Origin of the sequence: Bacillus sp. FSL L8-0099 (assembly GCF_038006385.1) — a bacterium.
Lineage (GTDB): Bacteria > Bacillota > Bacilli > Bacillales > Bacillaceae_G > Bacillus_A > Bacillus_A toyonensis.
In genome coordinates this window covers 3,448,946-3,472,034 of sequence record NZ_JBBOVC010000001.1, presented here as the reverse complement: position 1 = coordinate 3,472,034, position 23,089 = coordinate 3,448,946, and the positions used below count along the sequence as shown (strand labels likewise).

At 33.1% G+C, this 23,089-nt stretch carries 18 protein-coding genes and 3 pseudogenes; 15 read left to right on the top strand and 6 right to left on the bottom strand.

Annotated elements, in window-relative coordinates; genetic code table 11:
* Window positions 1-13 precede the first annotated feature (13 nt).
* The gene (locus MHH42_RS17500) at window positions 14-571 is read right to left on the bottom strand and encodes a CatB-related O-acetyltransferase (RefSeq protein ID WP_000966319.1); all 558 of its coding nucleotides are present in this window, start codon (window positions 569-571) and stop codon (window positions 14-16) included.
* A gap of 139 nt (window positions 572-710) precedes the next feature.
* On the opposite strand from MHH42_RS17500, the gene MHH42_RS17495 reads away from it, so the two are divergent.
* The 8 genes and pseudogenes from MHH42_RS17495 to MHH42_RS17460 all read left to right on the top strand — a co-directional run bounded on the left by MHH42_RS17495 (window position 711) and on the right by MHH42_RS17460 (window position 5,834).
* Window positions 711-1,052, top strand: coding sequence for an ASCH domain-containing protein (locus tag MHH42_RS17495; RefSeq protein WP_001268354.1), 342 nt, complete (start codon window positions 711-713; stop codon window positions 1,050-1,052).
* A pseudogene (locus MHH42_RS17490) lies at window positions 1,049-1,474 on the top strand (NUDIX hydrolase). The gene MHH42_RS17495 and the pseudogene MHH42_RS17490 overlap by 4 nt, the downstream one beginning before the upstream one ends.
* A 56-nt stretch (window positions 1,475-1,530) precedes the next feature.
* Window positions 1,531-2,151 carry an acetate uptake transporter gene (locus tag MHH42_RS17485; protein ID WP_000070943.1) on the top strand — a complete coding sequence of 207 codons (621 nt, stop codon included), beginning with the start codon at window positions 1,531-1,533 and terminating at the stop codon, window positions 2,149-2,151.
* 139 nt (window positions 2,152-2,290) lie between these two features.
* Window positions 2,291-2,734: a flavodoxin gene (locus MHH42_RS17480; protein ID WP_001062761.1), complete on the top strand. Its 444-nt coding sequence runs from the start codon at window positions 2,291-2,293 to the stop codon at window positions 2,732-2,734.
* A gap of 16 nt (window positions 2,735-2,750) precedes the next feature.
* Complete coding sequence (locus MHH42_RS17475) at window positions 2,751-3,650, top strand: WD40/YVTN/BNR-like repeat-containing protein (RefSeq protein ID WP_000449501.1); 900 nt, start codon at window positions 2,751-2,753, stop codon at window positions 3,648-3,650.
* A 216-nt stretch (window positions 3,651-3,866) separates the two neighbouring features.
* Window positions 3,867-4,067 carry a cold shock-like protein CspB gene (gene cspB, locus MHH42_RS17470; protein ID WP_001179148.1) on the top strand — a complete coding sequence of 67 codons (201 nt, stop codon included), beginning with the start codon at window positions 3,867-3,869 and terminating at the stop codon, window positions 4,065-4,067.
* A 189-nt stretch (window positions 4,068-4,256) separates the two neighbouring features.
* Window positions 4,257-5,101, top strand: a pseudogene (locus MHH42_RS17465) (exonuclease).
* A 385-nt stretch (window positions 5,102-5,486) separates the two neighbouring features.
* Complete coding sequence (locus MHH42_RS17460; protein ID WP_000609016.1) at window positions 5,487-5,834, top strand: hypothetical protein; 348 nt, start codon at window positions 5,487-5,489, stop codon at window positions 5,832-5,834.
* A gap of 453 nt (window positions 5,835-6,287) precedes the next feature.
* On the opposite strand, the pseudogene MHH42_RS17455 reads toward MHH42_RS17460, so the two are convergent.
* Window positions 6,288-7,376 (bottom strand): annotated as a pseudogene (locus tag MHH42_RS17455) (DUF3900 domain-containing protein); the annotation flags it as partial.
* Between the two features lie 114 nt (window positions 7,377-7,490).
* On the bottom strand, window positions 7,491-7,817 hold the full coding sequence (locus MHH42_RS17450) for a hypothetical protein (RefSeq protein WP_000283717.1): 327 nt from the start codon (window positions 7,815-7,817) through the stop codon (window positions 7,491-7,493).
* 381 nt (window positions 7,818-8,198) lie between these two features.
* On the opposite strand from MHH42_RS17450, the gene MHH42_RS17445 reads away from it, so the two are divergent.
* Together MHH42_RS17445 and MHH42_RS17440 are read left to right on the top strand one after the other, a co-directional pair.
* Window positions 8,199-9,110, top strand: coding sequence for a VanW family protein (locus MHH42_RS17445; protein WP_000488650.1), 912 nt, complete (start codon window positions 8,199-8,201; stop codon window positions 9,108-9,110).
* 174 nt (window positions 9,111-9,284) lie between these two features.
* Entirely contained in the window at window positions 9,285-10,193 is a 909-nt protein-coding gene (locus MHH42_RS17440) for a VOC family protein (RefSeq protein ID WP_000249862.1), read from the top strand.
* Window positions 10,194-10,240: 47 nt separating this feature from the next.
* Here MHH42_RS17440 and MHH42_RS17435 read toward each other — a convergent pair whose 3' ends face one another.
* Complete coding sequence (locus MHH42_RS17435; RefSeq protein WP_070173584.1) at window positions 10,241-10,759, bottom strand: GNAT family N-acetyltransferase; 519 nt, start codon at window positions 10,757-10,759, stop codon at window positions 10,241-10,243.
* 313 nt (window positions 10,760-11,072) lie between these two features.
* Between MHH42_RS17435 and MHH42_RS17430 the strand changes: the two genes are divergently transcribed.
* Window positions 11,073-11,750, top strand: coding sequence for an MgtC/SapB family protein (locus tag MHH42_RS17430; protein ID WP_000052096.1), 678 nt, complete (start codon window positions 11,073-11,075; stop codon window positions 11,748-11,750).
* A gap of 203 nt (window positions 11,751-11,953) precedes the next feature.
* Window positions 11,954-14,869 (top strand): collagenase ColA, encoded by a 2,916-nt coding sequence (gene colA / locus MHH42_RS17425; RefSeq protein WP_070173583.1) that lies wholly within the window; start codon window positions 11,954-11,956, stop codon window positions 14,867-14,869.
* Between the two features lie 369 nt (window positions 14,870-15,238).
* Here colA and MHH42_RS17420 read toward each other — a convergent pair whose 3' ends face one another.
* Complete coding sequence (locus MHH42_RS17420) at window positions 15,239-16,492, bottom strand: sensor histidine kinase (protein WP_000513020.1); 1,254 nt, start codon at window positions 16,490-16,492, stop codon at window positions 15,239-15,241.
* A gap of 636 nt (window positions 16,493-17,128) precedes the next feature.
* Here MHH42_RS17420 and MHH42_RS17415 point away from each other — a divergent pair.
* Window positions 17,129-17,569, top strand: a complete 441-nt coding sequence (locus MHH42_RS17415; protein WP_070173582.1) for a hypothetical protein — start codon at window positions 17,129-17,131, stop codon at window positions 17,567-17,569.
* A gap of 387 nt (window positions 17,570-17,956) precedes the next feature.
* On the opposite strand, the gene MHH42_RS17410 is transcribed toward MHH42_RS17415, so the two are convergent.
* Window positions 17,957-18,310 carry a hypothetical protein gene (locus MHH42_RS17410; protein WP_340893677.1) on the bottom strand — a complete coding sequence of 118 codons (354 nt, stop codon included), beginning with the start codon at window positions 18,308-18,310 and terminating at the stop codon, window positions 17,957-17,959.
* 645 nt (window positions 18,311-18,955) lie between these two features.
* Here MHH42_RS17410 and MHH42_RS17405 point away from each other — a divergent pair.
* Together MHH42_RS17405 and MHH42_RS17400 are read left to right on the top strand one after the other, a co-directional pair.
* The gene (locus tag MHH42_RS17405) at window positions 18,956-19,249 is read left to right on the top strand and encodes an ArsR/SmtB family transcription factor (RefSeq protein WP_000209595.1); all 294 of its coding nucleotides are present in this window, start codon (window positions 18,956-18,958) and stop codon (window positions 19,247-19,249) included.
* Between the two features lie 509 nt (window positions 19,250-19,758).
* On the top strand, window positions 19,759-23,025 hold the full coding sequence (locus MHH42_RS17400) for a VaFE repeat-containing surface-anchored protein (protein ID WP_340893675.1): 3,267 nt from the start codon (window positions 19,759-19,761) through the stop codon (window positions 23,023-23,025).
* Window positions 23,026-23,089: the final 64 nt, after the last annotated feature.

Sequence of the window (23,089 nt, the reverse complement as noted above, 5' to 3'; positions counted from 1 at the left end):
TTATGTGTATCAATCATGTAGATTCTTTTTCGGGTGAGGTGAAAAATTCATTGGTTTTGTTGGAGAGTAGAAATGGAATAGCTCCTTTTATGACAGAAATATCCCAGTCCCACCATGCAAGTTTTTCTAGTTTTTCAATGGTTTCTTGTGAAAAACGATAGCGAACTAGTTTGGCAGGGTTCCCAGCTACAATTGCATATGGAGGTACGTCTTTTGTAACTACACTCTTTGCGCCGATAATGGCCCCGTTACCAATTGTAACACCAGATAAAACGCAGGATTGATAACCAATCCATACATCATTGCCGACTACGATATCACCTTTTGATGAAGGATGACCAGTAATATGTGCTCCTTCATCGAAGAGAGCATTAAATGGGTAAGTCGTTATCCAATCAGCACGATGCTCGCCGCCAAGTATGAAAACGACTTCTTCTCCTAATGAACAAAACTTACCTATTTTCAATTTCGTTTCATCATTCCAAGAAAAAATAGTTGGACCTACTTTACTATAAGTATAATCACCAATATCATATTTACTATATTCAGGTTTTTGATTTAAATATAACATAACAAATTTAGCATCCTTTCTAAAGCAAGTAATGGATATGGAACATTATATGCAAGGTGGAGTAAGGCGAACTGTGTTGTATGAATTAGTAAGATGTAAGTATGTTAGTAGAGAAAATGAATAACGGGGAGTGGAGTGGATGAGATACGAAATGGGGTTATATAATAAACCTTTTCAGTCAATTCAATCAGGAAAAAAGGTATATGAAGTACGCTTATACGATAAAAAACGTCAACTTATAAAACAAGGCGATGAAATTGTATTTACGAACCTTACGACAGCAGAAACGATGGTTGTAAAAGTAACGGAAGTAAAGCGATACGAAAGCTTTAAAGAAATGTACGAGCAAATTGATAAAAAGTTATTGGATTGTGAAAATGATAGTTTAGAGGAAATGTTAGAAAGTACATACAAAATATATACGAAAGAACAAGAAGAAAAGTGGGGAACAGTTGCGGTTCGTATTGAGGTAATAAAATGATGAGAAATCGCGGCGTGGCTATTATTGTACAGGATGGAAAAATTGCTCTAATAAAACGTGTTTGAGACGATGAAGTATATTACGTTTTTCCAGGCGGTGGAATAGAAGAAGGAGAAACATCGGAAGAGGCAACGAAGCGAGAGATATACGAAGAATTAGGGGTACATATAGAAGTAAAGCACCTTATTACAAAGATAAAGTATAAAGGTACCGAATATTATTATGAAGCCTATATTACGGACGGAGTATTCGGAAGCGGAAAAGGTGAGGAGTTTAAGCAGAAAGATAGAGGTTGTTATATTCCGTTATGGATACCGATAAATGAGTTGAAAAATGTGAATATAAAACCTTACGAAGTGGTCGAAAGTATATTCGATTATTATAAGATGCAAGGTCTGACAACATACAAAAAAAACCATTGACATAGCCTGCTGATTTAAGTATTGTATTCGAGTATGTTTATAATCAGGAGGTTTATATGAGCAATCAAACTACTACACATCATGTGAAAATGACAACAGCAGATCCATCTGGAATCGGTCTATTTGGATTAGCAATGGTAACACTTGTAGCATCATCTCAAAAGTTAGGTTTAACAGATGGCGTTTCACTTGTATTACCATGGGCAATCTTTTTAGGGGGATTTGCACAAATCTTTGCATGCATTCACGATGCAAAGCATAACAACACGTTCGGTACGACAGCATTTGGTGCGTACGGCCTGTTTTGGTTAGGTGTTGGAATGACTTGGTTAATTCAACTTGGAGTATTCGGCGAAAAATTAGCCCAAACTGCAGATTCAAAACAGCTTGGTGTAGCCTTTATCGGATATTTAATTTTCACAATCTTTATGACGATTGGTGCAATGGAAACACATAAAGTATTATTTATGATTTTCGTACTTATTGATTTCTTATTTATTGGTCTTTCATTAAGTACTTTAGGTGTTATGCCGCACGCAATGCATAATTTAGCAGCATATTCTGAACTATGTATTTCATTATTATCTTTCTATGGTTCAGCCGCAGCAGTGTTAAATACACACTTCGGAAAAGTTGTTTTACCAGTTGGAAAGCCATTTGGTATTTTTAAAAAGTAATAAAAAAGCACAGGTGATTGTATAGTCATCTGTGCTTTTTTGTATGGAATAAATAAAAATGAAAAATATAATTGAAATTGATTATCATTATTAATATAATGAGAATGAGAATCATTCATTGCGAGAGGGGGATGCCAAAGTGGCGAAAATTTTAATTGCGTATGCGAGTATGTCAGGAAATACAGAGAGTATTGCTGATTTAATAAAAGTAAGTTTGGATGCTTTTGATCATGAAGTAGTATTGCAAGAGATGGAAGGCATGGATGCTGAAGAATTGCTAGCTTATGATGGAATTATTTTAGGATCTTATACGTGGGGCGATGGTGAATTGCCGTTTGAGGCAGAAGATTTCCACGAGGATTTAGAAAATATAGATTTGTCAGGAAAAAAAGCAGCTGTATTTGGATCAGGTGATACGGCATATGAACTGTTTTGTGAAGCGGTGACGATATTTGAAGAACGTCTTGTAGAACGCGGTGCAGAACTTGTACAAGAAGGATTGAAAATTGAATTATCTCCAGAAGATGAAGAGGATATTGAAAAATGCAGTAATTTTGCAATTGCATTTGCTGAGAAGTTCTAAGAATGGGAGTGTCAACGTGGAGACAATGTTAAGTGCAACTGCTATTACAAAATTAAGAGATGGAAAACTTATGTTAGCTACTACATATGATGGCTTATTTATTGAACAAGACGGAGAATGGAAACAAATTTTAAATGGCTTTCAAAAACGAATTCGGGATTTACATAGCGTAGATAATATAGTTTATGGTGTAGGCGACGAAGGGATTTTTATTCGTAGCATGAATGGTGGAGAGAACTGGACAATTCAGCGTTTTCCAACAAAAGCAACGAGTTGGAATGTGTGTAGTAATGTACAAGGAACTGTCATTGCTCATGGAGATAAAACATTGTATCTTTCTAATAATTTCGGTTCTACATGGGAGACCATTCATCCATTTCTTGATTATGGCAGTGATGCACCGTCTATTCGTTCGTTATTCTTATATAAACATTACTTATTTATTGGTACGAAAATACATGCGAAATATGGTGGTGTTTGGCTTTTTGATTTAGAGAAACGTAAATTAAAAAGAATTAAAATAGCGATGAATCAAATGATTTCTGCGTTGACTCTACATAATTCTTATCTAGTAGCAGCAAGTGGATCGTGTAAAGGAATTGGTGGTAATATTTCTTTTTGTAAAATAGATGAAAGTATTGAGAATGAAAAACTATATTGGCATACATGTCAAAGTGAGCAGAAAGCTAGTAGCTATTTAGACTTAAGTGTAGATCAACATGTGCTATATACGACTTCAACGCAAAATAAGGCGGGCGTTAGCACGGTTTGCCGTGTGCATCTTAATGAAGGGATTGTTACAGTATGTGACTCGGTTAAAGGGCATGGTTGGCGCATTGTTAATCAAAAAGAAGGCTATGTTGTAGCTGGATCAGGTGAATCAAAAGCGATGCAGTGGAAGAAAAAAGTTGTTTAGCAAAAAAAACTTTGCTTTTATTATATTGATATGATATAGTATGTTTAAACCATTTTACTTTTAATAATATAGAGATTTAAATGAGCTGTAACTTCCGAGGAGGATAGCAATGTTAAATCTCCTCAGGGGTTGCAGTTTTTTAATGTCTGGTTTATTATTGTAAGGTGGTTGAAAATGAATATGTACATATAGGTACATTGTAGGAGGATTTTTTTCATGCAAAACGGTAAAGTAAAATGGTTTAACTCAGAAAAAGGTTTCGGTTTCATCGAAGTTGAAGGCGGAGAAGACGTATTCGTTCATTTCTCAGCTATCCAAGGCGACGGCTTCAAAACTTTAGAAGAAGGTCAAGAAGTTACTTTCGAAGTAGAACAAGGTAACCGTGGACCACAAGCTACTAACGTTAACAAGAAGTAATTTTTGAAAAAAAGAAGGGCTCGCCCTTCTTTTTTTTGCGTTCTTATTGAATATCCTCCAATGTACATATGATAATAAGACTGAATTTTTGTTTTTTATACGAGGTATTTCATGCATAAAGTGTATGAATAAATAGATACTGAAAATAAAGTATGTGTGTGAAAAGGATTTTAGAAAGAGGTAAATAAATTGAAAAACGCTACACATTTTATTGTGTTTGATATAGAGAGAAATTTTAGGCCGTATAAATCAGAAGATCCGTCAGAGATAGTTGATATCGGAGCTGTAAAAATAGAAGCAAGTACAATGAAGGTAATTGGAGAATTTTCGGAGTTAGTAAAACCGGGTGCACGACTTACTCGTCATACGACAAAATTAACGGGAATTACAAAAAAGATTTAATTGGTGTAGAGAAATTCCCTCAAATTATAGAGAAATTTATTCAGTTCATTGGAGAAGATTCTGTATTTATTTCATGGGGAAAAGAAGATTATCATTTTCTATCTCATGATTGTACATTACATGGCCTAGAATGCCCGTGTATGGAAAAAGACAGTAGATTTGATTTGCAAAAATTTGTTTTCCAAGCGTATGAAGAATTATTTGAGCATACACCAAGTTTACAATCTGCAGTAGAACAACTCGGTTTAACGTGGGAAGGAAAGCAGCACCGCGCTTTAGCAGATGCTGAGAATACAGCAAATATACTTCTTAAAATATATAGCGAGAGAGATATTAATAAGCGATACAAGAGACATGGTGAGCTTGAACTTGTAAAGAACGGAAAACTAACAGAAAAAGCGAAAAAAAAGATGCGAAAATGGGTGTTTAAAGAACTGAAGAAACATGCAGAACGACCATTTGTGTGGAGTACATTTGAAAGTAGTGAAACGTGGGAAAGTATAACGGAAAGGTATTATATAAGTGAAAATACAGTAGAACTTCTGAAAAAACATTTCCCTACAGCGGTGAGAAAAGCGGAGCGGCAGCTTAAATATTTGGCTGAGATGGAGGAGAATGCACAGTCTAGGTGACATTCTCCTCCATTTCTAGCTATATAAATTTAAAGTCATCGTATTGACGGATGAGTAAAGTATTCAAATTTAATTAGGAATCAATTTGTTGTTGTAATTTGGCTATTATAATTGCTTTGAAAATTAAGGCGTCGTAAGAATTTTAAAATATATTAATAAAATAAGAGCTCATAAAAATGAAAGAGGGTACAGTTAAATGGAAGCAATCTTTAACATTTTAACTGTTTTATTTTTTATATTATATTCACATCACTTTTTATTTTTATTACACTTCCTCTTATAGTAAAAAGGAGTTAGAAAAAGCTTAATATATCTTTAAACCGCGGTGGATTAAAGATTAAAATTGAAGAGTAAGATAAGCGTTATATATATGGGAGATGCGATGATGATAAATTTGGATATCAAAGATATTAACGTAAAGATGGAATTAAACGGTGTCTTTTGGAATGAGGATAGGATTGCTGAAATGATGGTGACTACAACAGCAGAACATTCTCTTATTCTTCATATATTAGTTGACTTAGAAAATAAAACTATTTGTGCGATGAGTGCCACGATAGTGAATGGGTTCTGCCCTCTGTGCAAACAGAAAAGGGACGAATGCAGTGAACTTAATGACCTACAAAATAAAATGGATATTTTAGAAGAAGCCTACGATTGGGTGAGAGAGCATCCAGAATATCGTTTTCAATTATCTTTTTACGAGTACAATAAATTTGAGGTAGTAAAGTGAAATTTTTATTTTAATAACATACATAGTGACTATAAGGAAAAACATCAAAAACTTATAGAAGGACTGGGTCTATTAGTAAAAAGTGAAAAAATTGTAGTACGTTGTATACAAGAACATATTGAAAAGGATATTTCAACTGGAAATGTGTTTGTACAACAAGGAACGAATTTATTTAGATACTGCAACAAATTTTATCTTAAATCAAAAAAATTTAATAAATAAGCACATCTTGTTATAAAGCAGAGAAACCGATTCTTAGTAGAGTCGGTTTTTAAAGTAAACGTCAAGTAAGTCCAAAATAAAAGAGCGCTTTGTTAATAGCGCTCAGTAAAAAAATAGTTATAGGGAAGCATTTATTCAATGTTAGAATCGAAATTTTTAGTATTGTGTGGTCTCATTTGTAGACACATAGTTGTTATTTAAAACATGTTTATTGGTTACATGATTTTCTTTATCAACCCCGTTCGGATCATATGAAAACTGTTGCTTATTCTCAATCCGCTCAATCACATCTTGCAACTCATCTGGCTTCAGAAACTCAATAGGAGAGAAGCCTTTTTCAAACGTAAGTGCATCAGCCTCAATCATTAATACGTATCGGTCATTTACCTTCGCGATATGTATTTGATCTCCGAAATCAGCAAGCAGGGCCTTCACAGAGATATGATCTGCTTTTAGCTTTAATTCCACTTCTGGGGCGTGCTCGACGATTTGAGCGGTAGCTTCCATTACTTCTTCGGTTGAAAATTGTTCCATAATCTCCCGCTTCGGACTGGCAGCCCATACTTCCATTGCTTGGTCGAATTGTTCGCGTTCTTCAGTACCTTCTTCAAATACATCTTCAATTTGGTCGTATACCATGTCTATTACTTGTGTTTTCATAATTTCAGGCATAGAGCGTTCGTATTCGACGAATTTTAAGAAGTCCTCGAAGTAGCGGGCATGTGATGCTTGGTGTATTTTTAGTTCGCCTACTTCAACCATACCTTCTTCAGGCATGTACGGATATTGGATAGATTTCATATTCTTCGTTGTGATGGCCATTTCAACGTTACGAATAAGCGTTGATTCATCTGAAATAGAGGCAACTTTCGGTTCAAAGTCACATTTCATAACGAATACGAACGGGTCATCAAAGTATTTACGTAGTTTTGCTTGAGCAATTAAAAATACACCACCACGAACAGCGCTTGTGTCAAGATATGTATAAACGAGAGGCTCGCTCATATCTTTGAAGTTTTCTTTTGTTTCTGCAAAACGAATACGATTAAATAGGTTGTAATGAGGGTTTGAATCGAGTTCGTGCCCTTCTTCTACAATAAAGCGCCCAATCTTTGTTGGGGCTTGTTCCGTTTTAGCATGACGTTCTACTTTTCGCTTTGAAATTTTTAATAATTCACCATTCAAAAATTCTTTTAAAGAGCTATCTTCATATTCTTCAGCGTCTAATGTTTGAAAATGTTTATAGCGTTTATCAACTGCTTCGCCTTTTCCTTCTACTTGTACAACATAAAAGGAAAGAAAATTTATTTCAAAATCCATATTTATCACCTTGTTTCATTTCATTAACTCTTATCAGTATAGAGATGGAGAAAACTTTCGTCAATTTATATAAGGAAGGGGAGACCCTTCCTTATATATTTTTTATTTTCAAAATTAAAATCCGTCTTCTAACGCTGCAAATGGAATGTTAAGTCTGTTTTCTACTGTACGTAAACGTTGGTTTAAGCGATTTAGCCTACGTGTATGGCGCTCAACAGTATTTTCTAATTGACGTACTCTTTGCTCAAGCTCATTTACTCGTCGTTCTAGTTGACGGTTTCCAGTACCAGGGAAAGAGATTGGAAGTTGAAATTGTCTATTTTGGTCATATGGATTAACTTGTTCTGTTTGATCTATATATTGTTGGTATTGTGCTTGTAAATCATATTGAGGCTGATAACCGTATTGGTTATATGAATCATATGGATTGTAGGGGTACATAAAAACATCCTCCATTTCTTTAAAATAGGTTAAATACACGATACTGTATGTGTAAAAGCGGAGCTGTGGCACGGCAAATACCTAATTATATTTACGTGATTTACTTTTATACATAAGAACAGGGAGTTGTTACATTTGTTTTTCATTTATTTAATGGTATATAATGGATAGAAGGGGAGAGGTTACATAAAGGTTACAAATTTGCTAAACTTACATTTTCATAAAAATATGTATAGACATTTACAAAAGAAAAGAGTAATTTAAATAGAGTAAAAAATAACTTGTAACATTTTATAAACATATTGTAAAATGATTGTAACAAAACATACATAAAAATGAAATAATACATAAAAGCAGTGTTGGGGAAAAGGAGAGAGTATATTGTTCCGTAAAATAAAGGGTATTTTAGTTGGGGTGCTATGCGTAGCTGTAGTGAGTGGTTGTGGTACAAAAGTAAGTGATGTTGCATTAGTAAGTGATATTGGTGGACACACTGTCGCGGCTAAAGCAGAAGTGCAGGATTCTATTAGTTTAGTTGATAGTCGAACAGGTACTGAAGTGAAAAAAATAGATTTGTCTAGTTTAGGCTATTTTGAAGACGAAGCAAAATTTAAAAAATCGGTAACGAAGGTTGCTAGTGAGGTTGGGAAAACCGTTGATAAAAAGATGGTTCCATCACGTATAGCACCTGATGGAAGTTGGCAAGAAGGAAAACCTTCTTATGAATTAATGGAAAAAGAATTAGTAGATAAATTGTTAAATGTTGGTATGTGGGATTCTTCATATCAGTTACCAATCACAGAGAAAAAGCCTACGGCAACATTAAGTGATGCGCAAGGAAGTGGTACGGTAATTGGTAGATATGAAACGAATTTAGGTGGATCAACAGGTGGCCGTATTGAGAATATTCGTTTGTCAGCGGCGAGCATAAATGGAGTTGTATTAGCAAAAGGAGACCGCTTCTCTTTTAATGCATTAATCGGTGATACAACGCCAGATAAAGGATATCAATTAGGAAAAGAAATTGTAGATGGTAAATTAGTAGATGGATATGGTGGAGGTGTTTGTCAAACATCTTCGACTTTATACAATGCAGCAGATCAAGCTGGTTTGAAAATGGTAGAGAGAACGACGCATTCTAAAACAGTAGGTTATGTGCCACAAGGAAGAGATGCTACAATTGCATATCCATACTTAGACTTAGTATTTGAAAATACGAACGACGCACCTGTGAAGCTTTATATGGGCATTCAGGGCGGAAAGTTAGTTGCTGAAGTACATAAAATGAGATAAGAGTTATAAAGTCACTTTTTCTGAAAGTTAGAAGAGGTGGCTTTTTTATTAAGAAAATAAAAATATGCATAAATTCTGACTTTTCTTATTTACATAGGGTGATTTTGGTTGTATTCTTCATAGTAACGGTTATATGTAATGGAAAAATATTGGGATAAGGAGATGGAGTTATTCATGGTACAAATTCATCCGAAAACACGTATTGGTCATGTTGCATTTAAAGTGAAAGATTTAGAACGTCAAATTGCTTTTTATGAGAATGTAGTAGGCTTAGAAGTAATTAAACAAGAGGGGAATAAAGCGTATTTATCTGGAAAGGGTGGTAAGAATACGCTGCTTGTTCTTGAAAAGTTGGAGGATGGGGCACTACAAGAACCACGTACGACTGGTATATATCATGTTGCTTTTTTAGTTCCGACTCGTGAAGCTTTTGCTTCGGCACTATTTGGGGTTCTTCGTAATAAGAATGTAATTGATAGCCCGGCTGAACAAGAAGGGCGTTATACATATTCAAATGAAATTTTACCAATTTCAAGGTTTAATAGTGCAAGTGATCATACGTATAGCGAAGCGTTTTATTTACAAGACTTAGAGGGTAATGGAATTGAAATATATGCAGACCGCCCGCGCGATCAATGGGGAGAAGGACCAGGAGGAAGTACGCCGCTTGATTTAAAAGCATTGGCAACGCTCGTTGATTATGAGTTTGCTGGTTTACCTGCTGATACTGTCGTTGGACACGTACATTTACGAATAGCTGATGTAGAAAAGTCACATGAGTTTTATGTAAAGACGGTAGGCTTTGAGGTACAACAGCGTGAAGAGGATTGCTTATTTATTTCGGCAGGAGGCTATCATCACCATATCGGTGCAAATACGTGGAACGGAGTAAATAATCCGCACCCACCAACACATGCAACTGGACTAAAGGTATATACGATTGTACTACCGCATAAAGAAGCGTTAGATGAAGTGAAAGAAAGATTAATAGAAAAACAACATGAAATAAATGAAACTACAAATGGATTTACAGTAGTAGATCCAAGTGGTATTACAGTACAGTTTGAAATAGAAGTAGCATAAAACAAGCCAGAAAGTGTGTAATCACTTTCTGGCTTGTTTTTAATTATTCATAGTTCAATCCAATACCTTCTTACAATATTTCCATCTTCCTCAATGAAATCATCATCACGAAGCCCGCCGTTATGTAAGATTGTTTTTTCTGATCCTGTATTCACTTCGTCACAAACGACAAGTACTTTCTCGATGTTTAATTCCTTCGTTTTTTCTAGCGATAACTCTAATAACTTCGTAGCATAACCTTTTCTTCTTTCAGAAGGGCGAATGCCATAACCGACATGACCTCCAGTGTTAAATAAATGTTCGGTTAAACTATGACGTATATTTACAACTCCTACAATTTTATTTTCATCTGTAACGAGCCAATACGTAGAGTCTGGTACCCAAGATTCAGGAAGGTTTACTCCGTTATGTGCATCGAGTAATTCTTGAATCATAGCTGGAAAGTTAGAAGGGTCCTTTGAAATAACCCACGGAATCATCGTTTCACCGCTATCTTGCCATTCGTTATAAAAATCTAAGTATTCTTCTTGTAAATCAGTAGTGGGTGTAATCAAAAAGACATTCATTGCTAGTAAGCTCCTTTTATTTATGTTTTATTTCACAAAAATCAAGGCAGAAAATGAAAGCGTTTTCTAACTTTCTCAACCTCATTTTTTGCACTTCATATGCAATTTTTAACTGAAGATAAGTAAGGTGTTGAACTTAAAGGTTTTTTTGTATGAGAAATAGGTTATCTTGTTTATGCTAATATTTAAAATATTAGCATAAAAGCGTTGGGATAGTAAGTGAATTTTGATGAAATGTTTTTATATCGATAAATGGATGTGTGTGATAATTTTTGTTTTATCCATCTATAATGAATGAAAGGGGGAAGTGTTCGTGAGCTTACATATTGATTTTATTTTACGAATTGGTATTGCTGGTTTATTAGGAGCAATGATTGGTATTGAAAGGGAAATTCGATCAAAAGAAGCTGGATTAAAGACTCATTTCCTCGTAGCGGTAGGGAGCGCTTTAATAATGGTTGTTTCGAAATATGCCTTTTCAGATATTATGTTTGAAAATCATATGTCCCTTGATCCAAGTCGTATTGCAGCGCAAGTTGTTAGTGGAGTAGGTTTTTTAGGTGCAGGTACAATTATTATTCAAAAACAGGTAGTGAAAGGATTAACGACAGCGGCTGGTTTATGGGCTACAGCAGGAATTGGATTAGCAATTGGAGCGGGTATGTATGTAGTAGGGATTGGAGCTACGATTCTCGTTTTAATTGGGTTAGAGATTGTAAGTCGTATTTTTAAAGTGCGATTTTTATTTCCGCAAAATATAACAGTGCAAATTTGTATGAATAAACATGAAACGGTACAACAAATATTAGAGAAGCTTCATATGAAAGGTATTCCAATACTTTCATATGAAGTGGAATCTTTACAGCAAGATACAGGTGTAGTTTATAAGGTAGGAATGCAGCTGAAAAATATATCACCTGAAGAAAAGAATGCATTCATTCAATATATACAAACATTACCAGAAATAACGTTTGTAAAGTTAAATTCATAGCGTTGAAAAAGAGGTTAGATGTAGCAGAAATTTTGCTATTATCTATCCTTTTTTGACACAACTCGCATGGAGAGTCAAGCGTTAATTTTGCTATGAATGGATACATATGTGAACGTTACCTTATATTTTCTCAATACAGAATGAATAGTCAGAATAGTAAGGTATTAATGTAGGACACTAAAAAATGTAAGGTAGGGGAGAGTATGAAAGGCTATTCAAAAAAAGTTTTAGTAGGGGTAAGTTTTGCTAGTTTACTGTTAGGGAGTTTTCAAGGGAGCATATCGGCGGAAAATACTAAGGAAGAGAAAGTTTCTTATCGAAATGTGCTCAAAATGGAGCCAGTTGGTGTACAATTGCCAGTGCAAGAATTAGCTCATTCATCAAAAGTGCTAGAAAATAAGTCTTTTGAGAAAAGGCTACAATTTGCTGATTTATCGCAAAGACCGCCAGAAGTAAAAAAAGAAAGTAAACAATTAGCTGTAGCGAAAACTTATACAATTGCTGAATTAAATCAATTAAGCAATCAGCAATTAGTAGATTTACTTGTAACAATCGACTGGGAGCAAATTACGGGGCTATTTCAGTTTAATAAAGACAGTCTAGCATTCTATCAAAATGATAGTAGGATGCAGGCGATTATTGATAAATTGAAGCAGCAAGGGCAAACTTATACGCAAGATGATTCAAAAGGGATTGAGACATTAGTAGAGGTATTGCGATCTGGGTTTTATTTAGGATTTTATAATACAGAATTAAGTAAACTGAATGAACGAAGCTATCATGATAAATGCTTACCTGCATTAAAAACGATTGCGAGCAACCCGAATTTTAAGCTCGGTACATTAGAACAAAATAGAGTTGTATCATCATACGGAAAATTAATAGGAAACGCTTCGAGTGATGTGGAAACGATAACATCGGCTGCGAAGATTTTTAAACAATATAATGATAGTTTTTCTACATTGGTAGATAATCTTTCAGCTGGAAATGCGATTTACGATATTATGCAAGGTGTGGATTACGATATTCAATCATATTTGTACGATACGAGAAAAGTACCGAAAGATACAGTATGGTATCAGAAAATAGATAGTTATATTAATGAGCTAAGTCGTTTTGCATTAATGGGAACGATTACAGCGAAAAACGGATGGCTTATTAACAATGGCATTTATTATACAGGTAGACTCGGTACGTTCCATAGTACAGGGACGAAAGGATTACAAGTTGTAACAGATGCGATGAACATATACCCGTACTTAGGGGAGCAATATTTCGTAGCAGCTGAGCAAATCGCGACAAATTATGGCGGAAAAGATGCAAATGGAAATACGGTTAATTTAGATCAAATACGAGAAGATGGTAAGAAAAAATATTTACCGAAAACGTATACGTTTGATGATGGTGCAATTATTTTAAAAGCTGGAGATAAAGTGACAGAGGAAAAAGTAAAACGCCTATATTGGGCAGCGAAAGAAGTGAAGGCACAATTCCATCGTACCGTTGAAAGTGACCAGCCATTAGAAAAAGGGAATCCAGATGATGTATTGACGATGGTTATTTATAATAGTCCAGCAGAATATCAATTTAATCGTCAATTGTACGGGTATGAAACGAATAATGGTGGTCTTTATATAGAAGGAACAGGTACATTCTTTACTTATGAACGTACACCACAAGAAAGTATTTATAGTTTAGAAGAGTTATTTCGACATGAGTTCACGCATTATTTACAAGGTAGATATGAAGTGCCAGGACTATGGGGACAAGGTAAGATGTATGAAAATGAAAGATTATCTTGGTTTGAAGAAGGAAATGCTGAATTTTTTGCAGGAGCAACGAGAACGGATAATGTTGTACCGAGAAAAAGCATTATAGGAGGATTATCTTCAAATCCAGCAGAGCGTTATACGGCCGAGCGAACGTTAAATGCAAAGTATGGAACGTGGGATTTCTATAATTATTCCTTCGCTTTACAATCGTACATGTACAATAAGAGGTATGATATGTTTGATAAAGTTCATGATCTTATTAGGAAAAATGATGTGACAGCATATGATGCATATCGCTCTGCGTTAAGTAAAGATGCGAATTTAAATAAAGAGTATCAAGACTATATGCAAATGTTAGTTGATAATCGTGATAAATATAATGTTCCGTTAGTATCAGATGATTATTTAGCAACGCACGCATCGAAACCAGTTTCAGATATTGCAGCAGAAATTACGGCGGAAGCAAATGTAAAAAATGTATCTGTAAAGAAAAATAAATCACAGTTCTTTAATACATTTACACTACAAGGAACATATACAGGTACTGCTGCAAAAGGAGAATATGAAGACTGGAAAACAATTACACAAAAGGTGAATGATACGTTAAAACGTTTAAGTACAAAAGAATGGACAGGCTATAAAACAGTAACAGCTTATTTTGTGAATTATCGTGTGAATGCATCAGGACAATTTGAGTATGACGTTGTGTTCCATGGTATGAATACAGAAGAAGGAGCTGTGAATAAAGCGCCAGTCGCAGTTATAAATGGTCCGTATAGCGGAAATGTGAACGAAGCAATCTCTTTTAAAAGCGATGGATCAAAAGATGAAGATGGAAAAATCGCTTCTTATAAATGGGAGTTTGGAGACGGTACTGTAAGTAATGAACAAAACTCAACGCACATTTATACAAAAGAAGGAACATATACAGCGAAATTAACAGTAACAGACGATAAGGGAGCAACTAATACTGCTACAACGAGTGTGACAGTTAAAAAGAAAGAAGATAACAGTGTAGAAAAAGAGCCAAACAATTCATTCCAAACAGCAAATAAACTGCAGTTGAATCAAATTTTACGTGCTAGTTTAGGAAATGGTGATACAAGTGATTTCTTTGAAATAAATGTAGAAACAGCTAAAAACCTTCAAATCAATGTAACGAAAGAAAATAATATTGGAGTAAACTGGGTTCTTTATTCAGAAGCAGATTTAAATAATTATGTTACGTATGCCCAGCAACAAGGAAATCAACTAGTAGGTAGCTACTATACGTATCCAGGGAAATATTATTTACATGTGTATCAGTATGGTGGGGGAACAGGGAATTATACGGTAGAAGTGAAGTAGTAAAAGGGAATTTGTTTTTTTCGATGAATAGCAAAAAGATCTATGCTTTTAATGAAAAAACAACTGTAGACAATGACTCTAATGACATTAACAAATTAAGTGTCGAGAGATCTTATATTTAAATTAAACAGATTTGAACAGTAAATGAGATGAAATCGATAAATTATTAGTTCATCAAAATGTAAGAAAAGTAGTGAATTTTAAGTACGTTTAATTAAAGGATCAGAGTTTATCTATTTTTACAGATAAACTCTGATCCTTATTATTTGAAAGTAAGATAATTGATACGTAAGGTAGCGGAATTTTTAAAATTCATTTATTTAAAAAGTTAAGTAGAAAATTTTTATTATCTAAATAACTTTCATTACATTAGCAGGGGATACTAATAGAAAAGCGTGTCCCTTTACCTAATTCACTCTCTATCTCTATATCTCCGTTTAATTCTTTAATAATACTGTAAGCAATCATAGTACCAAGTCCAGTCCCTTTTTCTGTTGTTGAATAAAACGGCAAAGCAATTCGTTTTATTTGTTGAGATGACATTCCAATACCTGAATCAATAATGTTAATTATAATATTTCCTTTTATTTTTTGTATATTTATTTGTAAAACTCCACCATTTTTCATAGCCTCAATTCCATTTTGTATGATGTTGTTTAGACAGAGTCTGAATTTTTCGGGATCCCCATTTATATAAAAGGAATCTGTACTATTTTGTTTTATTTCAACTTTGTATGATAGAGCAAGTGGTGAAATAGTGTCTTTCACCTGATTTAAAATGTAATTAATATCTATTTTCTCTTTTAGGGTATTCTGTGGTTTGGTTAAAGATAAATAGTTATTGATAGTAGATTGTATTTGCTGCATTTCAATTAACATGATTTCTAAGTACTGATCCTGAGATAGCTTAGAGGCATGTTTTTCATTTAATAATTGAGTGAATCCATGTACCGTGGTTAGTGGATTGTGGATTTCGTGTGCAATTGACGCCGCTAGTTCGCTAGCTATATAAAATTTTTCAGCCCGTTGCAGTTTTTCTTTCATTTTATATTTCTCAATCATTCCCTCTATTAAATAAACTGATAATAATAATGTGAAAATATTAATGATTATATAATTTAATAAAAATTCTATGAGAGTAGCGTCTATTTTACCTCCTGTATTTATTTGAGTTACAATACCGCAGATAGAAAGTGAAGCTGTACATACTAAAATAAGGAGTAAGCTTAATAATATCTTTTTTTCTTTAAAATGCATAGGTAATAAGTAACGGAAGAGCATTGTTATACCAGAAATAATTGTAAAGATAATAAATGATGGAAGAACGCCATTTCCACCTAAGTAAAAGCGATAAGAAAGATATAAAATTCCTATAAGAACAATGTTTTTTGTATTTCCATACAGAAAAACTAATATGATAGGAATAAAACGTAAATCATAAATAAAGCCAGCATGTAAATGAAAAGGAAAAGTCATACAAAAAATAATAGCAATAGAGGAGAGAGTAGAAATTAACATATTATTACATGTTATTTTTTCTTTAAATTCTAGCCAAAATACGTGATAGCTAAGGATACAAATTATTATAATAAAGGTATTTAATAAGAGAGTAGAAATTCCCATAGTTTTGCATCTCCGATAGTTTGTAAGTAGTATTATGTATAAGTTGGACCTAGATGTTTAGTATTAGTAGACTTTCTATCTAAAAAAGGAAGGGTACTTGAAAAAATGTTATTATATTACTCGTATTAGAATTGATGAGGAAGATAGAAAAAATAATAGATAAAAAATCTACTTGAATTTATGTACATATGAAATTAGAAACTAACTTTTGTATAGGTAAAATTGGGATTGAATTACTGGTAAAATAATGGGTTTATGAGTGTGAATATTCTGTGAAAATAATATATATGACGACCATTGTTTTGTAGCTTTCGTTATATTAACATGGAATTTACCGAATTACAAAGTGAAAATTTTAAATTTTTTTATTCATATAATTTATCTGAAATGAAAACACTGTTCACTCGAGTATTGTTGTAATGAATCGTATACATTTTGTGTGAAAAAACCTTTGAAATTAACATGTTCTTTTTTATAAAACATAATACTGTAGCTTTATCTATGTGAGTTACTCAATAAATGTTAATACGTAAAGTTATTATATGTATATTTAAGGATATGAATTATTACATAAAAACGCACTTAAAAAAGAATGTATGATGGTAATAGAATACAAACATCAAGGGGGAACTTAAAATGAAGTTAAATAAACTAATGCTTAGTTGTGGAGTGATTCCGGCATTAACACTTGGTGTGTTAGGGAATAATACTTATGCTGAAGAAGTGCACAAAACGAATGATGCAATTAATATAGTTGAACACATTCCTGCAGACATATTATTAACTCAAACAATGGATTATAGTGGAGAGGCTGTCACTTCTTTTGTATATAATGGGAGTACTGATTTAAGATTCTTTATGAAAAATAATGGCCAAAATACAATGGGGTATAGTGTAAAAGGCCCAAATACGGAGTTAATTGCTGGTGGTTATATAAGGCCTGGAGAACAACAAATTAATGTTACAAATGTACGGAATGCTTTATCTCCATTACCGATTGGAGCATATAAAATTTACGTTTCAAATGATGATGGTTCTAAGGGACAATTCCAAGTTGCAGTAAGATCTATGAATTAAATTTAAAAAACCTTGTTTATGAGCTGATTTGATTTTTACTTTCTGGAAAGAGATGATATTGACCCGAGAGTCCCCCATAAAAGTAAAAACGAGCATCCTTATGTAATTGTGAGAGGGTGCTCGTTTTTTGTTATGAAACAGAAAAGAATTACTTCCAACCACTTATAAAGACATTTTGATATTTTCTTCGCTAATCTACTAGTTTGTGTAAACGAGAGAATGTCCATTATGAAAGATTTCAAAATAAAGGTGACTTAATATGCAGCTAAATTATATTGGGAAATAGAAAAACCACTCTTATAGGAGTGGTTTCTAATCATTATTTTTAGGCTATACATTTAAAATTAGGCTAAGTTATAGAAATAATAAATATTTTATTCGTTGTTATTATTTTGGTTCTGGATAATGATTGTAGTATGAGATTCTAATAAATTCTTGGTAGACATTTGTTAATTTAGCATTTCTAAGAGCATCGTTGAATTTTTGCATACGTACACTACCTTGAGCGTAGCCCCCACCAGGAGTATAAGGATTTCTAGCTTCAAAGTCATCCATAAATACTTTTAATTTTTTATAGTCTTGAGATTGATAGAAAGCCGCGGCCTCTTCAGGAGTGACATCAAAGTAAGAGGATGATGTTGAGTTATAAGAAGCTGCTTGAGCACTAGGTACCTCTAGCATAGTTGCAGCTCCACCGAACATAGTAAGCGCCATAGAAGATACAATAATTTTTTTGAACATAATAAAACCTCCATGTAGAATATTTGGATTAATAGTAATCCTGTAATCATTATAGTTACAATGAAAATGATTATCAAATGCAATGTTGCATAATTTATTCTTTGAATGAGAAGTTCCCCTTATATCTAAATGGAGGAGTGTAATAAGGAATTAATAGATTAAAAGAGGGGTACATATTATTCGAGGTAACAAGAAAATGAAATGAAAAGGCTATTTTTTAATTGGGGAAAGTTAAAAGTCCCTGTTATTAAAGAGAGGGACTTTCACAAAGGAATGAGAATTAACAGCTGAAGTTACCATTATTGGGAATTTAATTTCGTTTATTTGTGTTGAGAAATAAATAGTATAAGTTGTATAAGGCGAAATGAAGGAAGATTTCTTATAGATTTTTCGTTTAACAAAGTATGTTAAACGAAAAATCATGTAATAGACTACGAAATAATCTTTCCAAAATAAAATATAGTTTGGCTGAAAATTAGAGGACATTAATTCATTGAAGTAGTAATTACTGTTTTTCAGGATAGGGGTCTTTTTTTATTTAAGAAAGAGAATATATTTTCTCAACAGGACAAATGGTAATCATCTATAAGTACTACTTATAAGGATAATAGGAAAATAGAAATAAATAATAAAGGAGAATGCGAAATGACAACATTACTATCTAATAGAAATCGAGTTAAAATTAGTGAAGAAGATGTAGATGTATTAAAGGTAATGGCACATCCCGTTCGATTACAAATTGTAAATGAATTAATGCACCATAAAATGTGTAATGTTACACAGTTAACGGAAATATTAAGACTCCCGCAATCCACTGTTTCACAACATCTATCAAAATTAAAGGGAACCGTACTCCGTGCAGAAAGACGAGGATTAGAGATGCATTATTATATTGATAATGCTAAGGCCCGCCAGATTATAGGGATTTTAGGTTTTTAGGTTCATACTACGTAAAAAGTTTCCTCATATAAAATAGGGAACTTTTTTTGTTGAACAAATTGTACATATTTATAAATAAAATGGAAAGAAGTAAACTAGTAATTTAAATAGTGGCCCCTTTTAAAGATAATTAAATATGCCAAAATATATGATTACAAAGCGAAACTTTTGATGCCTTTTTTTATTTATTAGGTAAAAGCAATTGGGTGGATTTTCTTACAGTAATGGTTGGATAAAATAGAAGATTACTAACTTGAACAAAAGAACTACTAGTTACATATTTAACATACATATTTATCTGGTTAATTGCAGTCGTGTTTTGGAATCTGTATATAGTAAACTCATTTAAAAACTTGAAAAATATTAAAATGTGTAAATTTTATGACTATTTAGTTAAAAATATTTAATATTTGTAATTTTTTGTTTTATAATGATAATCGGGTTGCTCGTGAATGTTTTAGATATTGCGATATACACTCAGATAAATTTATTTTAGGGAGGGTTCAGAATTGAGTAAGAGAGTTATTATAAGAGTTTTTACATTATTATCAGTACTGGCATTATTCCTTAATGTGTTTTTACCAAGGGCTAGTGCAGAAGTTATGACGCATGAAAAATATTCAATGGAATGGAGTTATAGTAATAGTCTAGGTAAGTACATTCGGACTGAATTTATTAAAAATTCAAGCGGTCAAATTGCTTATTGCTTAACTCTTGGATTAAAATCACCAAATGGTGAAGATCTTCCTGAAATGGGGAAAACAGATAATGTAGTATATAAGGTCTTATTAAATGGTTTCCCACAAAAAAGTACTGAACAGCTGGGAGTAGCTAATGAAAATGAAGCGCATTATGCAACTCAGCTTGCGGTCTGGAATGCATTAGGTCAACTTGATGTAAATGAATTAAAACATGAGAATAAAAATGTTGAAAAAGCAGCTAAGGCTATTATTAATAATGCTAATAATAGTGAAGAGACGCAAGATATTTTTATGAATGTGATTCCTGCTGAAAAGCAAAAAGCAGAATTAAAGGGTGAGTTCTTTGAAACGAATCTATACACAGTACAAACAAATGCTAAGAGTGGTTCTTATAAGGTAGTAGCGAAAAATGCCCCTAATGGAGTTAAAATTGTTAGTGAAAATGGTGAAGTGAGAGATCAGCTTTCAGTTGGGGAAAAATTCCGTATCCAAATTCCTAAGAACACAAAAACAGGTGAATTTAATTTAAGTGTTGCTGCTAATTTAACTAAAATTCAAGCAATTGCTTACCGCGGCACGGATACTGTTCAGAATGCTACAGTATTATTAGAAAGAAATGAAGAAAAACTTAGTAGTGATCTTGCAGTAAATTGGGAAGCAACTGGTTCTTTAAAAATTAAAAAGGTTGGAGAAAATGGGGAAGTTCTAGCTGGTGCAGTATTTGAAGTCTTTAATGCAAATAATGAATCAGTTGGAAAAATCACGACTGGTGCTGATGGTACTGCAGAATTAAATAACCTACAAATTGGTACATATACAGTAAAAGAAATTAAAGCACCAACAGGTTATGTTTCAGGTGATAAACCACAAACTATTGAAGTTAAAACAGGGGAAACAGGAGCTGTTCAAGTAGTAAACAATAAAGTAAATGGTAACATCGAAATAAAAAAACTTAGTGATTCAGGAAAGATTTTGCCAAATGTTGAATTCACAGTCTTCACTGAAGATGGAAAAGAAGTGAAAAAAGTAGTAACAAAAGAAAATGGAATTGCAAAAGTTGAGGATCTTACGTATGGTAAGTATTATTTCTTAGAGACAAAAACACTTAATGGATATCTTGAAAATAAAACAAAGTATCCTTTTGAAATTAAAGAGCACAATAAAACACTTACTTTTACAGTAGAAAATACCGAAGTAAAAGGTAGTGTAAAATTACTTAAAGTAGATAATGAAGATATCAGCAAAAAATTAGAAGGTGCAGTATTCGAGTTAAAAGATGCAAGTGGGAAAGTTATTGGTGAATATAAGACAGATAAAAAAGGTGAAGTTAACGTCAAAAATTTAGCATATGGTAAATATTCATTTATAGAAAAGGCTTCTCCAAATGGTTACGTTCTTATTAAAGAACCAATTGTGTTCGAAATAAAGGAACATGGGAAAATTATTGAGTTATTAGCAGTTAATCATCTTATCAAAGGTGATCTAGAAATTACAAAAGTTGATGTAGCTGATGGAAACAACAAACTTCCAAATGCAGAGTTTACTATTTATAATGAAGCAGGAAAAGAAGTAGTAAAAGGAAAAACAGACGATAAAGGTATCGCGAAGTTTGAAAAGTTACCATTTGGAAAATACACATATAAAGAAACTGTTGCACCAAAAGGTTATGTATTGAATGAAGAAACGTTCTCTTTTGAGATCAAAGAGAATGGTCAAATCATTAAACATATTGTCAAAGATGAAAAGATTCCTTCAATAAAAACAACAGCTACTGATAAAACAGATGACACAAAAGAAATGCACACGTCTAGGTCTGTAACAATCCAAGATAAAGTGGAATACAAAGATCTACAAATAGGTAAAGAGTACACTGTAAAAGGTAAATTAATGGATAAAGAAACTAATAAACCATTAGTTGTAAATGGCAAAGAAATAACAGCTGAAACTAAGTTTACACCAAAAGAAGCAAATGGTTCTATTACATTAGATTTTACATTTGATGCAACTGGTTTAGAAGAAAAAGAAGTAGTAGTATTCGAAGAGTTACTGAAAAACGGAAAAATTGTTACAACACATGCTGATATCAACGACAAGGGTCAAACAGTTAAGTTCGTTAAGCCTTCAGTAAAAACAACAGCTACAAACAAAGCTGATGGTGGAAAAGAGATTCATGCAAATGATTCTATCACTATCCAAGATAAAGTAGAGTATACTAACTTAGTTGTTGGTAAAGAGTACACTGTAAAAGGTAAATTAATGAACAAAGCTATTAAAGAACCACTATTAATTGATGGTAAAGAAGTAATAGCTGAGACTAAATTTATTGCAAAAGAAAAGAATGGTTTTGTAACATTAGACTTTACTTTCGTTGGTGCTGAGCAGCAAGGAAGAGAAGTAGTCGTGTTTGAAGACTTGTTACATGAAGGTCAAGTAATAGCAACTCACGCTGACATTAACGATGTAGGTCAAACAGTTCGATTTGTAGAGCCTTCTATTAAAACGACAGCTACAAACAAAGCTGATGGTTCTAAAGAGTTAGATGCTTCTAAATCTGTAACAATCCAAGATAAAGTGGAATACAAAGACTTAATCGTAGGTAAAGAGTACGTTGTAAAAGGCAAACTAATGGATAAAGCAACAAAAAAACCATTAGTAGTTGATGGTAAAGAAGTAACAGTAGAATCTAAATTTACAGCAAAAGAAAAAAATGGTTCTATCACACTAGATTTCACATTTAATGCTTCTGCATTACAAGGTAAAGAAGTGGTAGTGTTTGAAGAATTGTATCAAGATAATGTCTTGGTAGCTATACATGTTGACATCGAAGATAAGGGGCAAACAGTGAAATTTAAAGAAGTAAAACCGGAACAACCAAAACCTAATCAACCAAAACCAGATCAGCCGCATCCAGATAAAAGCATTCCAACACCAGAACAACAAAAAGCAGAAAAGACATTAAAATCAGGAATATTACCAGTTACAGGTGGAGATTTATCCATGTGGATCTCAATGGGCGTTGGCCTTTTATTATTAGCTCTTGGAACTGTATTATTTATCAAACGTAGAAACGCATAATAACTATATCATTTTTACAAAGAAGGTCTTCTAATAATTAGAAGACCTTTCATTTTTGAACTTA